Below are 13,491 nucleotides of genomic sequence, written 5' to 3' on the forward strand. Positions count from 1 at the left end.
ATCTAAAAATGAGTAGTGACCGTGCCTGTTAACAGCCACACTCGTTCGGTCATTCTGACCGAATCAGTCGACGCGGCGCGATGCGCCCGTCTTCGCTCACTTCACCGATACCGATGAAGCGACCGTTGTGATCCTGTACCCGTACCATGCCGAATTTCGGTGCATCCGGGGCGCGGACCGGTTGGCCGTTAAGCCAGTAGAACGCGCTGTGCTCCGAGAAATGCAACAGTGGCCAGTCCAGCAGGCCGCTGTCCGATGGCATCAGGAAGCGGTCGACCGCTTCGTTGCCGCCTTCGGCATGTACCGCTTCAAGCTCTTCCAGAGTGACGGTCTGTGCAAGCGTGAAAGGCCCGGCCTGGGTACGTCGCAATTCAGCCACGTAAGCGCCACAACCGAGTTGCTCACCGATATCCTCCACCAGGGTACGGATATAGGTGCCTTTGCTGCAATCCACCGCAAGCCGCGCAGTATCACCCTCAAAGGCCAGTAATTCCAAGCGCGCAATAGTAACAGAACGCGGTTCGCGCTCCACTACTTCGCCTGCACGGGCCAGCTTGTACAGCGGCTGGCCATCACGCTTGAGCGCCGAGTACATCGGCGGTATCTGACTGATTTGCCCACGAAATTTCGGCAGCACAGCTTCGATATCGGTGCGACCAACGGTCACCGGGCGTTCCAGCAAAACTTCACCTTCGGCATCGGCCGTGGTGGTGGTCTTGCCCAGTTGCGCCAGGGTTTCATAACCCTTGTCGGAATCGAGCAGGTATTGCGAGAACTTGGTGGCCTCACCGAAGCACAACGGCAGCACGCCGGTGGCCAGCGGATCAAGACTGCCGGTGTGCCCGGCCTTCTCGGCATTGAGCAACCAGCGGACCTTCTGCAATGCCGCGTTGGAGGTGAACCCCAGCGGCTTGTCGAGCAGGATGATGCCGCTGACGTTACGACGGATACGTTTGACCTGAGCCACCGATTACTCCTTGGCGTCTTCGGGTTCAGCCGCTACCGGGTGCTGATTGTCTTCAGCCACCGCACGCTCGATCAGGGCCGACAGGTGCGCACCACGCACGACGCTTTCGTCGTAATGGAAGTGCAACTGCGGAACGCTGCGCAACTTCATTTCGCGAGCCAACTGCATACGCAGGAAACCTGCGGCTGCGTTGAGCACCTTGATGCTTTGCGCGATGTCTTCAGCGCTGTCCTGGCCCATCACGGTGATGAAGATCTTGGCGTGACCGACGTCACGGCTGACTTCAACAGCGGTAATGGTGACCAGGCCGACGCGCGGGTCTTTGACTTCACGACGGATCAGCTGTGCCAGCTCACGCTGCATCTGATCGCCGATACGTTGGGTACGGCTGTATTCTTTTGCCATGTCTTGTTACCTGTTACTGCCCCACGGTGAAACCCGAGGGGTCTGAAAGCGGCAAACGCCCGGCCTGACAAAAGCCAGACCGGGCGTTGCGTTTAGAGTCCGGACGTTGCGCCGCGCATCTGCATGCGGCGGCTCATCGTGGCCCTTGAAGTGCGCGAGTTAGAGGCTGCGAGCAACCTGCACCTTCTCGAAGACTTCGATCTTGTCGCCGACTTTGACGTCGTTGTAGCTCTTCACGCCGATACCGCATTCCATGCCGGCACGTACTTCGGAAGCGTCATCCTTGAAGCGGCGCAGGGATTCCAGCTCGCCTTCGAAGATAACGATGTCTTCACGCAGTACACGGATTGGACGGTTACGGTGAACAACACCTTCGATAACCATGCAACCGGCGATCGCGCCAAACTTCGGCGAACGGAACACGTCACGCACTTCAGCGGTACCCAGGATGTTCTCGCGAACATCGCTGCCCAGCATACCGGTGAGGGCTTTCTTGACGTCTTCGATGATGTCGTAGATCACGTTGTAGTAACGCATATCCAGACCTTCCTGCTCGACGATCTTGCGAGCGCCAGCATCGGCACGCACGTTGAAGCCGAACAGTACAGCGTTGGAGGCCAGTGCCAGGTTGGCATCGGATTCGGTGATACCACCGACACCGCCACCGACCACACGCACTTGCACTTCGTCGTTACCCAGGCCATTCAAGGCACCGTTCAACGCTTCCAGCGAACCACGGACGTCGGATTTGAGGACGATGTTGAGCGTCTTCTTCTCTTCCTGACCCATGTTCTCGAAGATGTTTTCAAGCTTGCCGGCGTGAGCACGGGCCAGTTTGACTTCGCGGAACTTGCCTTGACGGAACAGAGCCACTTCACGGGCTTTCTTCTCGTCGGCAACAACGCTCATCTCGTCGCCAGCGTCCGGGGTACCGTCCAGGCCGAGAATCTCGACAGGGATGGAAGGACCGGCTTCCTTGATTGGCTTGCCGTTCTCGTCGAGCATGGCGCGAACGCGGCCATAGTTCGAACCGACCAGCACCATGTCGCCTTGGCGCAGGGTACCGTCTTGAACCAGAACGGTTGCAACCGGGCCACGACCTTTGTCGAGACGCGATTCAACCACAACGCCACGGCCAGGAGCCGAAGGGGTCGCTTTCAGTTCGAGAACTTCAGCTTGCAGCAGAACAGCTTCGAGCAACTCGTCCACGCCAGTACCGACTTTCGCCGAAACCGATACGAACGGGGTGTCGCCGCCCCACTCTTCCGAGGTCACGCCGTGAACCGACAGTTCGCTACGGATGCGATCGAGATCGGCGCCCGGTTTGTCGATTTTGTTCACTGCAACAACCAGCGGAACACCAGCAGCCTTGGCGTGCTGAACGGCTTCAACGGTCTGCGGCATTACGCCGTCGTCCGCTGCAACCACCAGGATCACGATGTCGGTCGCCTTGGCACCACGGGCACGCATGGCGGTAAACGCGGCGTGACCAGGGGTGTCGAGGAAGGTGACCATGCCGCGTTCGGTTTCAACGTGGTACGCACCGATGTGCTGGGTGATACCGCCGGCTTCGCCAGCAGCTACCTTGGCACGACGGATGTAGTCGAGCAGCGAGGTCTTACCGTGGTCAACGTGGCCCATTACGGTCACAACCGGTGCACGGGAGAACGCTTCACCTTCAAACTTCAGGGACTCGGCCAGGGAATCTTCCAGGGCGGTGTCGCTGACCAGGGTCACTTTGTGGCCCAGCTCTTCGGCAACCAGTTGGGCAGTTTCCTGATCCAGTACCTGGTTGATGGTCGCTGGAGTACCCAGTTTGAACATGAACTTGATGATTTCAGCAGCCTTGACCGACATCTGCTGGGCGAGATCGCCAACAGTGATGGTCTCGCCGATCTTCACTTCGCGCACAACAGGGCCGGTTGGGCTCTGGAAACCGTGGGCGTTGCGTTTCTTCAGCTTGGCCTTGCCGCGACCACCACGACGGAAGCCATCGCTTTCTTCGTCGGTAGTACGTGGCGCAACACGTGGAGCAGGCGCTTTTTCCTTGACCGAAGCACGATGCGGAGCGTTTTTGCGCTCGCCATCGCCACTGCCACGACGATTGCTATCGTCGGCACGTGGTTTGTCCGGACGACGCTGCTCGTCGCGTTTGCGAGTGTCGGCCGCAGGTGCTGGTGCAGCTGCAACAACCGGCGCGCTTTCACGCACTGGTTCGGCAACTGCAGCAGGCGCTGCAACGGCGTCGTTAGTAGCGGTTTGCGCAGCAGCAGGCTGGCGACGCGCTTCTTCTTCGGCGCGACGCTTGGCTTCTTCTTCAGCCTTCTGACGTGCAGCATTTTCTACTGCGCGGCGTTCTTCCAGTTCGCGTTTGCGCTCGGCTTCGATTTCTTCCGGGCTGCGTTGTACGAAGACTTTCTTCTTGCGTACTTCAACGCTGATGCTCTTGCTACCAGCAACACGCAGGGTGCTGGTGGTTTTGCGCTGCAATGTAATCTTGCGCGGTTCTTCCACTTTCGCCTTGTGGCTGCTCTTCAAGTGAGTCAGCAAAGACTGCTTCTCACTATCGCTCACACCTTCATCGGCGGCGGTGTGCGGCAGACCTGCCTCACGCATCTGCTGCAACAGGCGCTCTACCGGTGTTTTGACCTCATCGGCCAGTTGTTTCACCGTGACTTGCGTCATGCACTTCTCTCCTCAGGCCGCGCCTAATTACTCGAACCAATGGGCTCGGGCGGCCATGATCAACTTGCCGGCACGATCATCGTCAATGCCGTCGATGTCGAGCAGGTCGTCAATAGACTGCTCGGCCAGGTCTTCGCGGGTAATTACGCCGCGCACCGCCAGTTCCATCGCCAAATCCTTGTCCATACCCTCAAGTGAGAGCAGGTCTTCGGCCGGATGGGCGTCTGCCAGCTTTTCCTCAGTAGCGATGGCTTTAGTCAACAAACGATCCTTGGCGCGAGCGCGAAGCTCGTTGACGGTTTCTTCGTCAAAGCCGTCGATGTTGAGCATTTCTTCCAACGGTACGTAGGCAATCTCTTCCAGGCTGGTAAAGCCTTCATCTACCAGCACCTGTGCCAGGTCTTCGTCGACTTCCAGCTCGTCGATGAAGTTGCGCAGGATGTCGCCGGTTTCTGCTTGCTGCTTAGCCTGGATGTCCGATTCGGTCATCACGTTCAGGGTCCAGCCAGTCAACTGGCTAGCCAGACGCACGTTCTGACCACCGCGACCGATGGCCTGAGCAAGATTGTCTGCGCCAACGGCGATGTCCATTGCATGGGCATCTTCGTCAACGATAATTGCCGCCACTTCAGCCGGCGACATTGCATTGATCACGAACTGCGCAGGATTATCGTCCCACAGGACGATGTCCACACGCTCACCGCCCAATTCGCCCGACACTGCCTGGACGCGCGAACCGCGCATACCGATGCAAGCGCCTTGCGGATCAATACGTTTGTCCTTGGAGCGGACCGCGATCTTGGCGCGCGAACCCGGGTCGCGGGACGCAGCCATTACTTCGATCAGGCCTTCAGCGATTTCCGGCACTTCGATGCGGAACAACTCGATCAGCATTTCCGGCGCGGTACGCGACAGGATCAGCTGAGGGCCGCGGTTCTCGGTGCGGATTTCCTTGAGCAGCGCACGCAGACGCACGCCAACCCGGAAGGTTTCGCGAGAAATGATGTCTTCACGGGCCAGCAACGCTTCAGCGTTATTGCCCAGGTCGACGATCACGCTGTCACGGGTGACTTTCTTCACGGTGCCGGAGATGATTTCTCCCAGGCGCTCGCGATAGGCGTCAACGACTTGAGCACGCTCGGCTTCGCGAACTTTCTGCACGATGACTTGCTTGGCAGTCTGTGCAGCAATGCGGCCGAACTCGATGGATTCGATCTTTTCTTCGACAACATCGCCGACCTTGGCACCAGGATGCGTTTCTGCAACCTTGCTCGGCCAGGTTTCGATGGCCGGATCGTCCAGGTCTGCTTCTTCGACGACCGTCCAGCGACGGAAGGTCTCGTAAGCACCGGTGTGGCGATTGATTTCCACACGCAGATCGACTTCGTCCTCGAAACGCTTTTTGGTAGCAGTGGCCAGAGCCAGCTCCAGCGCTTCAAAAATTACGTTTGCCGGTACGCCCTTTTCATTGGATACCGACTCAACAACCAGCAGTACTTCTTTGCTCATCGTACGCCTCGCCTTTCGCAAGCCATTGGATCCGCGGGATCCGCGTCTCAGTCAAAACTGGGAATAATGTTGGCCTTGTCGATCATATCGATCGGCAACAGGAACTCATGGTCTTCAACCTGCACCACGACGTCCTGCTCTTCTACACCGCGCAGAAGGCCCTGAAAGTTGCGCCGACCTTCAAAAGGCGAGCGCAGCTTGATCTTCACTTGTTCACCGGCAAATTTTGCAAACTGCTCAATAGTGAACAGTGGGCGTTCCATGCCAGGCGAGGAAACTTCAAGGGTGTATTCAACGGCGATAGGATCTTCAACATCCAGTACACCACTGATCTGACGGCTGACGATGGCACAATCGTCCACCAGCACGCCGCCCTCTTTATCGATATAAACGCGCAACATTGAGTGGCGACCTTGAGCCGAAAACTCAATACCCCAGCATTCATAGCCTAGGGCCACGACCACCGGGGCCAGCAAGGCCTGCAACTCTTCTAGCTTGCTCGACACCTGAACCCCCTCGTGCATGTATGTGCATGCTGTGCAAAATAAAAAAATGGGCGAAACGCCCATCCTTGAAACGCCGTTGAACAGCGGCGTTGAAAGTGTCCAGCTAACAAAAAGCCCCTTAAAAGGGGCTCCTTAAACTGGTTGCGGGGGCCGGATTTGAACCGACGACCTTCGGGTTATGAGCCCGACGAGCTACCAGACTGCTCCACCCCGCGACAAAGCTGGGGCGGAAGTATACGACCGATCCCTGACAGGGTCAATGTAACCTTCCACCTACAAGAAAGCCCGCAACAGCGGGCTCTCCTGATAATTGGTACCGAGAAGGGGACTCGAACCCCTACACCCTATGGGCACAACCACCTCAAGGTTGCGTGTCTACCAATTCCACCACCTCGGCAATACTACGTTTGAAACCTTCTTACTTCTGCTCTTGAGCTGGAGGCACGTCAGTCGCTGGAGTAGCCGACTTTTGCTCTTGAAGCACCGGGACATCATCAGAAGCCGGTTGTTGCTTTGGAACTTCCAACACTGCCGGGTTTGGCAAACCTACTTGAGTCAGCTGATGAGCCTTCTCTTTAGCAAAGTAACCTAACCCCAAGCTGGTTATGAAGAAACCGGCGGCAAGTATAGCAGTAAACTTACTAAGAAAGGTAGAGGAACCTTGGCTTCCGAACACAGTATTTGAAGCACCTGCTCCGAAAGACGCGCCAGCATCCGCACCTTTACCCTGCTGCAGCAAAACCAGAGCAACTACGCCCAATGCACCCAGCAGATGAAAAACGACTACGACTGTTTCCAGCATTTTTTCAGTTTCCCGCGGCGCGACAAATCGCACCGAACTCATCTGCATTCAGGGAAGCTCCACCAATGAGCCCCCCATCGATATCCGGCATGCCGAACAGTTCGACCGCATTGGCCGCCTTCACGCTGCCGCCGTATAGAAGCCGCACACCTTGCGCGACTTCAGAATTCTCTGCCGCCAACTGAGCGCGAATGGCTGCATGCACATCCTGCGCCTGTTGCGGCGAAGCAGTCAGCCCGGTGCCAATGGCCCAGACCGGCTCGTAAGCAATTACTGCCTTTGCAAAGACACCTACACCCAGCTCCTCAATGATACTGCCAAGCTGACGCCCGACAACCTCAAGAGTTTTTCCAGCTTCGCGCTCTTCGAGGGTCTCCCCTACGCACAACACCGGAATCAAGCCACATGCCTGCGCCGCTGCGAACTTGCGAATCAGCATTCCATCCTGCTCGCCCATTATCTGGCGGCGTTCGGAGTGCCCGACAAGCACCAAGGAACAACCTGCATCCACCAACTGACTCGGCGCAACTTCACCGGTCAATGCACCTTGCATGGATTCCACTGCAGAATTCTGCGCGCCGACCGAAATCGACTTGCCTTTCAAGCCATCAATCACTTGATTGATATGCAAGCAAGACGGGAATACCGCGACATCAACACCGCTAGGCAAGGCCAGATGACTAAGGCCATTGATCAGCTCAGCGACGCTGGCGCGGGTACCGTGCATCTTCCAGTTACCAGCTACCATAGGGCGACGCATGCTGTACCTCGTCGGTCAAAGTGGGCGCAGATGTTACCCAACACAATCATGGCTGGCAAGCCGAAATCAGGCAGAAACTTCAGTTACCAGTTTTGCCAGCTCTTCGGCATAACCGCGAACCTGTATTTCGTCCTCGCCCTCGACCATGACTCGCACCAGCGGCTCTGTCCCGGACTTGCGTAATAGCACGCGCCCACGACCGGCCATCGCCTGAGTAACACGGTCACTGGCTTCCTTGACAGTCGGATGTTCGATCGGATTCGCACCACCGCCAAACCGGACATTGATCAGCACCTGAGGACACTTGCGCAGCGCCTGACGGGACTGAGCCAGGCCTTCTGCGCGCCGCTTCAGGGCCATCAACACCTGCAACGCAGCAATGATCGCGTCACCCGTGGTGGTGTGACTGAAGCAGACAATGTGCCCCGAGTTTTCCCCACCCACCTGCCAATCGCGCTCCAGCAACTCGGAGATCACGTAACGGTCGCCAACGTTGGCGCGCACAAAAGGAATCGCCAGATCCGCCAGGGCCAATTCCAACCCCAGGTTACTCATCAGCGTACCGACGACACCGCCCTGCAACTTGCCGCGCTCTTGCAGATCGCGAGCAATGATAAACAACAACTCGTCGCCGTCGACGACAGTGCCGGTGTGATCGACCATCTGGACCCGGTCACCATCACCGTCAAAGGCAATACCCAAATCGGCGTGCTCGGCCAATACGGCAGCTTGCAGCGGCTCCATATGGGTCGAACCGCAATTCTCATTGATGTTCAGGCCATTAGGATGAGCAGAAAGCACAACGACATCGGCTCCCAGCTCACGGAACACACTAGGCGCCACTTTATAGGTCGCACCATGGGCACAGTCGATCACGATCTTCAGCCCAGCGAAACTGGTACCGGTCGGAACGCTGCTCTTGCAGAATTCGATATAACGGCCCGAGGCATCGTTGATTCGCGATACTTTGCCGATCTTGCTCGACTCAACCACGGTCATCGGGGTGTCGAGCAGCTCTTCGATCATCAGCTCGACTTCATCCGGAAGCTTGGTGCCCTTCCCGGAGAAAAACTTGATGCCGTTGTCGTCATGAGGGTTGTGCGAAGCGCTGATCACGATGCCAGCTTCGGCATGAAAGGTACGTGTCAGATAGGCGATGGCCGGCGTCGGCATCGGCCCCAGGAGCATCACATCAGCACCTGCCGAGGTCAGCCCGGCCTCAAGCGCCGACTCGAACATGTAACCGGAAATCCGGGTGTCCTTGCCCACGAGCACCTTGCAGGCACCCATGCTGCGAAATGCCATGCCTGCCGCCCAGCCAAGCTTGAGCATGAAATCAGGAGTAATCGGGTATTCACCGACCCGACCACGAATACCGTCGGTGCCAAAGTATTTTTTACTCATAAGTACTCCATCATTCTTATTCGGCTGATTCTACTGCGGCAATCATTCGCACTACGTCGACCGTTTCAGCCACATCATGGACGCGCAATATACGCGCCCCCTTGATTGAAGCCAGTGCCGCGAGCGCTAAACCGCCATGCAGGCGCTCTCCCACCGGCCGATTCAAGGCATGCCCGATCATGCTCTTTCGCGAAACCCCGACCAACAGGGGCCGCCCCAAGGCATGCAAGGCCTCCATATGCTTAAACAAGCTCAAGTTGTGCTGCAAGGTTTTCGCGAAGCCGAAGCCCGGATCGAGGATGATCCGCTCGGCAGGGATGCCTACCGACGCACACTGGAGCATCCGCTCGGCGAGAAACTCGCTGACCTCTTTTGTCACATCCTGGTACTGCGGATTGTCCTGCATGTCGCCCGGCTCACCGAGCATATGCATCAGACACACCGGCAAACCGGTGGCCGCTGCTGCATCCAGGGCTCCGTCCCGGCGCAACGAACGCACATCATTGATCAAACCCGCCCCGAGCCTTGCGGTTTCACGCATGACCGCCGGTGTAGAGGTATCGACCGAGATGATCACATCGAGTTCACGACTGATGCGCTCAACGATAGGCGCTACACGCTCAAGCTCTTCAAGCGGTGAAACCGCCCTGGCACCGGGCCGGGTCGATTCGCCACCAACGTCGATCAGCGTCGCGCCAGCCGCCACCATCGCCTCGGCGTGGCGCAGCGCCGCATCCAGCTGGCTGTATTGGCCGCCATCGGAAAAGGAGTCGGGAGTGACATTGAGAATGCCCATGACATGCGTCTGGGCCAAATCAAGAACCCGGTTACCGCAAGGCAACCGGGTCGAGGACTGAACAGAAGTCATTTCAAACCTTATACGTCAGCAGCCGGGCCACCGATTGGTGTTTCCGGACGCCCATCCTGCACCGCCGGAGGCGTGCCGGAAGTATCACTACCGCCAGACCAATCGCGAGGCTCGCGTGGCGCACGACCCGCCATGATGTCATCGATCTGATCAGCATCGATCGTTTCGTACTTCATCAAGGCATCCGCCATGGCGTCAAGCTTGTCACGGTTATCCGTGAGGATCTGCTTGGCGGTGCCGTAGCATTGATCAATGATGCTGCGCACTTCGGAATCGATCAGCTTGGCTGTCTCGCCGGAGAAGCTGGCATGTTGACCACCGCCGCCACGACCGAGGAACACTTCGCCCTCTTCTTCGGCGTACATCAACGGACCGAGTTTTTCCGACAAGCCCCACTTGGTCACCATGTTCCGTGCGATCTGGCTGGCACGCATGATGTCGTTGGATGCTCCGGTGGTGACACCGTCGAAGCCCAGGGTCATTTCTTCAGCGATACGACCGCCATACAGCGAGCAGATTTGACTGATCAGCGCACGCTTGGACAAGCTGTAGCGATCTTCTTCCGGCAGGAACATGGTCACACCGAGCGCACGACCGCGCGGAATGATCGACACTTTGTAGACCGGGTCATGCTCAGGTACGACGCGACCGACGATAGCGTGGCCAGCTTCGTGATAAGCAGTGTTCTGCTTCTCTTTCTCGGACATGACCATGGATTTGCGTTCGGCACCCATCATGATCTTGTCTTTGGCCAGTTCGAACTCTTTCATCTCGACGATGCGCTTGCCGGCACGGGCTGCGAACAACGACGCCTCGTTTACCAGGTTGGCCAGGTCGGCACCGGAGAAACCGGGAGTACCACGCGCGATCACGGCCGGAGCGACGTCGTCACCCATTGGCACTTTGCGCATATGGACTTTGAGAATCTGCTCGCGACCACGGATATCCGGCAGACCGACCACGACCTGACGGTCGAAACGGCCCGGACGCAGCAATGCAGGGTCCAGTACGTCGGGACGGTTGGTCGCTGCAATGACGATGATGCCGTCATTCATTTCGAAGCCATCCATCTCTACCAGCAACTGGTTGAGTGTCTGTTCGCGCTCGTCGTGACCGCCGCCCATGCCGGCACCACGGTGGCGACCGACGGCGTCGATTTCATCGATGAAGATGATGCATGGCGCGTGTTTCTTAGCCTGCTCGAACATGTCACGAACACGACTGGCACCGACACCGACGAACATTTCGACGAAATCGGAACCGGAAATGGTGAAGAACGGCACTTTGGCTTCGCCGGCAATCGCCTTGGCGATCAAGGTTTTACCAGTACCAGGAGGACCGACCATCAGCACACCACGAGGAATGCGACCGCCCAAACGCTGGAACTTGCCCGGATCACGCAGGAATTCGACCAGCTCGCCAACTTCTTCCTTGGCTTCGTCGCAACCGGCAACGTCAGCCAACGTGGTTTTTACCTGATCTTCGGAGAGCAGGCGCGCCTTGCTCTTGCCGAAGCTCATCGGCCCGCCCTTGCCACCGGCACCGCCCTGCATCTGCCGCATGAAGAACATGAAGACAGCGATGATTACGAGGATCGGGAAGCTTGCGACCAGGAGTTGAGTCCAGATGCTTTGCTGCTCAGGCTGCTTGCCTTCGACTACCACGTGGTTATCCACGAGGTCGCCGATCAGGCCATTGTCCTGGATTGCCGGACGAATGGTCTTGAAGCTGTCGCCATCGTTGCGCTTGCCGGTAATCACGTAGCCATCAACCGCTACGCGCTCGACCTTGCCATCCTTGACCTGCTGGATGAAGTCGGAATAGTTGAGGGTCTGCGGCTCGTTAGGGCTGGAGAAGTTGTTCATCACTGTCACCAGGACAGCCGCGATGATCAACCACAGGATCAGATTCTTTGCCATATCGTTCAATTAACTACCCTCTGAAGCAAGCTCCGCTAATGGCGCGTGCTTCGCATGATATTCACCGGCCTAACTTACTACATTACCTACGGCTCTGGCAGGCGCCGTCTGTAACCCTTTGTGAAACACTTTCTACACAATATTCGCTAATGCTCACGGGACGAAATACGAAAAACCTATCGCCCCGGTCGAAAAACCTTTTATTCCTCACTGCGACCACGGAAACCACGGCCCAGCAGGTACTGCTCACGGGAGCGATCGCGCGACGATTTCGGCTTGCGCGTCGTGACCTTCTCGAACTGCTTGCGAACGCTTTTGTGGTATTCGTCGAAGCCTTCACCCTGGAAGACCTTGATCAAAAAATCACCACCTGGCTTCAACACCCGAGTCGCAAGATCCAGCGCCAACTCGCACAGGAACATCGATCGCGGCATATCAACAGACGCCAATCCACTCATATTGGGGGCCATATCGGAAATCACAAGGTCCACCTCGTTTTTTCCGACCGCTTCAAGGATCTGCGCCAGTACGGCGTCCTCGGTAAAGTCGCCCTGAATGAAGGTCACATCCGGGATGCTGTCCATTTCCAGGATGTCGGAAGCAATCAGTGTGCCTTGCCCACCAATCAGACGACTGGTCACCTGGGACCAGCCACCCGGGGCGGCGCCCAGGTCGATCACGCTCATGCCCGGACGGATCAAACGATCCCTTTCCTGAATCTCCAGCAGCTTGTAGCTGGCACGGGAGCGATACCCGTCTTTTTGCGCCATTTTCACGAATGGGTCGTTGAAATGCTCTTGCAGCCATTTAAGACTTGTCTTGGAACGGGCCACGGGCCACCTCGAAAATAAAACGGGTCGTGATTAACTGGGCGGTCCCGGACTCGCTCGGGTAAACTGGCCGCCGCTTTTTACAAGATCAGACGCAGGGGTCAGATTATGCCGCTCACTCAAGAGCAGAAGAAACAGTACAAATCCATTGGCCACCATCTGAAACCAGTTTTGATTGTGGCTGACAACGGTTTGACTGAAGGTGTGTTAGCCGAACTTGAACGCGCTTTGGCGGATCACGAGCTGATCAAAATCAAGCTCAACATCCTCGATCGCGAATCGCGCCTGGCAGCCATTGCAGAACTCTGCAAGGCCGGCAAAGCCGATCTGGTTCAGGTCATCGGCAAGATGGCACTGATTTACCGCAAGAACTTCAGCGTCAACAAGCAGCTGTCGAACGTCCATCGCTTCAAGTGATGACAAGGGTCAAGGGTGTGCTTCGCGCACCCTCACACTCCATCCCGGCACCGGTTGCATCACCAGCACCAGCCCGGAAAATCCCAGAACAAGATAGCTGAACAGCTGCCAATGCGCCGCCTGCGGCCAGCCGACGTGGACCGCGAAATACATCACGCCCCCATACAGCGCCATCATCAGCAGTTGCCCACGAATATCGCGCCATAGACTGGCAAGGCCCTCGGCCTGAACCAGCACCAAAGCCTGAAAAATCACACACGCCGTGGCAAATCCCACCATCAGCGTATTCAGCACGCCTGCAATTTCGTCGATCAGCAGCGGTGCCAGGCCTATTCGCCCCAGCACCGGCAGCAGACCGATGTGCAACAGCCACAAGCCGCCAACCCACAACATTTGGGTCAGTTGCCAAAGCATGGCGC

The 13,491-nt window shown here is 57.3% G+C and carries 13 protein-coding genes and 2 tRNA genes; 1 reads left to right on the top strand and 14 read right to left on the bottom strand.

Features of this window, described 5'->3' with window-relative positions; genetic code table 11:
• Positions 1-49: 49 nt before the first annotated feature.
• The 13 genes from truB to rlmE all read right to left on the bottom strand — a co-directional run bounded on the left by truB (position 50) and on the right by rlmE (position 12,658).
• On the bottom strand, positions 50-967 hold the full coding sequence (gene truB, locus BK662_RS01090) for a tRNA pseudouridine(55) synthase TruB (RefSeq protein ID WP_123355977.1): 918 nt from the start codon (positions 965-967) through the stop codon (positions 50-52).
• Positions 968-970: 3 nt separating this feature from the next.
• Entirely contained in the window at positions 971-1,372 is a 402-nt protein-coding gene (gene rbfA / locus BK662_RS01095; RefSeq protein WP_123355979.1) for a 30S ribosome-binding factor RbfA, read from the bottom strand.
• A 159-nt stretch (positions 1,373-1,531) separates the two neighbouring features.
• Positions 1,532-4,057, bottom strand: coding sequence for a translation initiation factor IF-2 (gene infB, locus BK662_RS01100; RefSeq protein WP_007900470.1), 2,526 nt, complete (start codon positions 4,055-4,057; stop codon positions 1,532-1,534).
• A 27-nt stretch (positions 4,058-4,084) separates the two neighbouring features.
• Positions 4,085-5,566, bottom strand: a complete 1,482-nt coding sequence (gene nusA / locus BK662_RS01105; protein WP_123355981.1) for a transcription termination factor NusA — start codon at positions 5,564-5,566, stop codon at positions 4,085-4,087.
• Between the two features lie 47 nt (positions 5,567-5,613).
• On the bottom strand, positions 5,614-6,072 hold the full coding sequence (gene rimP, locus BK662_RS01110) for a ribosome maturation factor RimP (RefSeq protein ID WP_010463487.1): 459 nt from the start codon (positions 6,070-6,072) through the stop codon (positions 5,614-5,616).
• Between the two features lie 138 nt (positions 6,073-6,210).
• Positions 6,211-6,287, bottom strand: a tRNA-Met gene (locus tag BK662_RS01115).
• A gap of 96 nt (positions 6,288-6,383) precedes the next feature.
• Positions 6,384-6,469: transfer RNA gene (locus tag BK662_RS01120), tRNA-Leu, on the bottom strand.
• 21 nt (positions 6,470-6,490) lie between these two features.
• Positions 6,491-6,874, bottom strand: a complete 384-nt coding sequence (gene secG / locus BK662_RS01125; RefSeq protein WP_017336473.1) for a preprotein translocase subunit SecG — start codon at positions 6,872-6,874, stop codon at positions 6,491-6,493.
• Positions 6,875-6,878: 4 nt separating this feature from the next.
• Entirely contained in the window at positions 6,879-7,634 is a 756-nt protein-coding gene (gene tpiA / locus BK662_RS01130; RefSeq protein WP_123355983.1) for a triose-phosphate isomerase, read from the bottom strand.
• A 66-nt stretch (positions 7,635-7,700) separates the two neighbouring features.
• Positions 7,701-9,038, bottom strand: a complete 1,338-nt coding sequence (gene glmM / locus BK662_RS01135; RefSeq protein ID WP_123355985.1) for a phosphoglucosamine mutase — start codon at positions 9,036-9,038, stop codon at positions 7,701-7,703.
• A gap of 16 nt (positions 9,039-9,054) precedes the next feature.
• Positions 9,055-9,906 (bottom strand): dihydropteroate synthase, encoded by an 852-nt coding sequence (gene folP / locus BK662_RS01140; protein WP_123355987.1) that lies wholly within the window; start codon positions 9,904-9,906, stop codon positions 9,055-9,057.
• A gap of 8 nt (positions 9,907-9,914) precedes the next feature.
• Complete coding sequence (ftsH, locus tag BK662_RS01145; protein ID WP_030128083.1) at positions 9,915-11,825, bottom strand: ATP-dependent zinc metalloprotease FtsH; 1,911 nt, start codon at positions 11,823-11,825, stop codon at positions 9,915-9,917.
• A gap of 200 nt (positions 11,826-12,025) precedes the next feature.
• Entirely contained in the window at positions 12,026-12,658 is a 633-nt protein-coding gene (rlmE, locus tag BK662_RS01150; protein ID WP_003177853.1) for a 23S rRNA (uridine(2552)-2'-O)-methyltransferase RlmE, read from the bottom strand.
• A gap of 105 nt (positions 12,659-12,763) precedes the next feature.
• Here rlmE and BK662_RS01155 point away from each other — a divergent pair, with 105 nt between their 5' ends.
• The gene (locus tag BK662_RS01155; protein ID WP_007900503.1) at positions 12,764-13,072 is read left to right on the top strand and encodes a YhbY family RNA-binding protein; all 309 of its coding nucleotides are present in this window, start codon (positions 12,764-12,766) and stop codon (positions 13,070-13,072) included.
• 9 nt (positions 13,073-13,081) lie between these two features.
• Here the strand turns inward: BK662_RS01155 and BK662_RS01160 are convergent, their stop codons facing one another.
• Positions 13,082-13,486, bottom strand: a complete 405-nt coding sequence (locus BK662_RS01160) for an MFS transporter (protein WP_123355989.1) — start codon at positions 13,484-13,486, stop codon at positions 13,082-13,084.
• Positions 13,487-13,491 lie beyond the last annotated feature (5 nt).

This window comes from Pseudomonas frederiksbergensis (genome assembly GCF_003732275.1).
GTDB classification, from domain to species: Bacteria; Pseudomonadota; Gammaproteobacteria; order Pseudomonadales; family Pseudomonadaceae; genus Aquipseudomonas; species Aquipseudomonas frederiksbergensis_H.

Excerpts from the sequence above, each read along its gene's own strand:
- folP (WP_123355987.1), bottom strand. The coding sequence starts at position 9,906 with ATGACTTCTGTTCAGTCCTCGACCCGGTTGCCTTGCGGTAACCGGGTT.
- infB (WP_007900470.1), bottom strand. The coding sequence starts at position 4,057 with ATGACGCAAGTCACGGTGAAACAACTGGCCGATGAGGTCAAAACACCG.
- rbfA (WP_123355979.1), bottom strand. The coding sequence starts at position 1,372 with ATGGCAAAAGAATACAGCCGTACCCAACGTATCGGCGATCAGATGCAG.
- BK662_RS01155 (WP_007900503.1), top strand. The coding sequence starts at position 12,764 with ATGCCGCTCACTCAAGAGCAGAAGAAACAGTACAAATCCATTGGCCAC.
- glmM (WP_123355985.1), bottom strand. The coding sequence starts at position 9,038 with ATGAGTAAAAAATACTTTGGCACCGACGGTATTCGTGGTCGGGTCGGT.
- BK662_RS01160 (WP_123355989.1), bottom strand. The coding sequence starts at position 13,486 with ATGCTTTGGCAACTGACCCAAATGTTGTGGGTTGGCGGCTTGTGGCTG.
- tpiA (WP_123355983.1), bottom strand. The coding sequence starts at position 7,634 with ATGCGTCGCCCTATGGTAGCTGGTAACTGGAAGATGCACGGTACCCGC.
- secG (WP_017336473.1), bottom strand. The coding sequence starts at position 6,874 with ATGCTGGAAACAGTCGTAGTCGTTTTTCATCTGCTGGGTGCATTGGGC.
- ftsH (WP_030128083.1), bottom strand. The coding sequence starts at position 11,825 with ATGGCAAAGAATCTGATCCTGTGGTTGATCATCGCGGCTGTCCTGGTG.
- nusA (WP_123355981.1), bottom strand. The coding sequence starts at position 5,566 with ATGAGCAAAGAAGTACTGCTGGTTGTTGAGTCGGTATCCAATGAAAAG.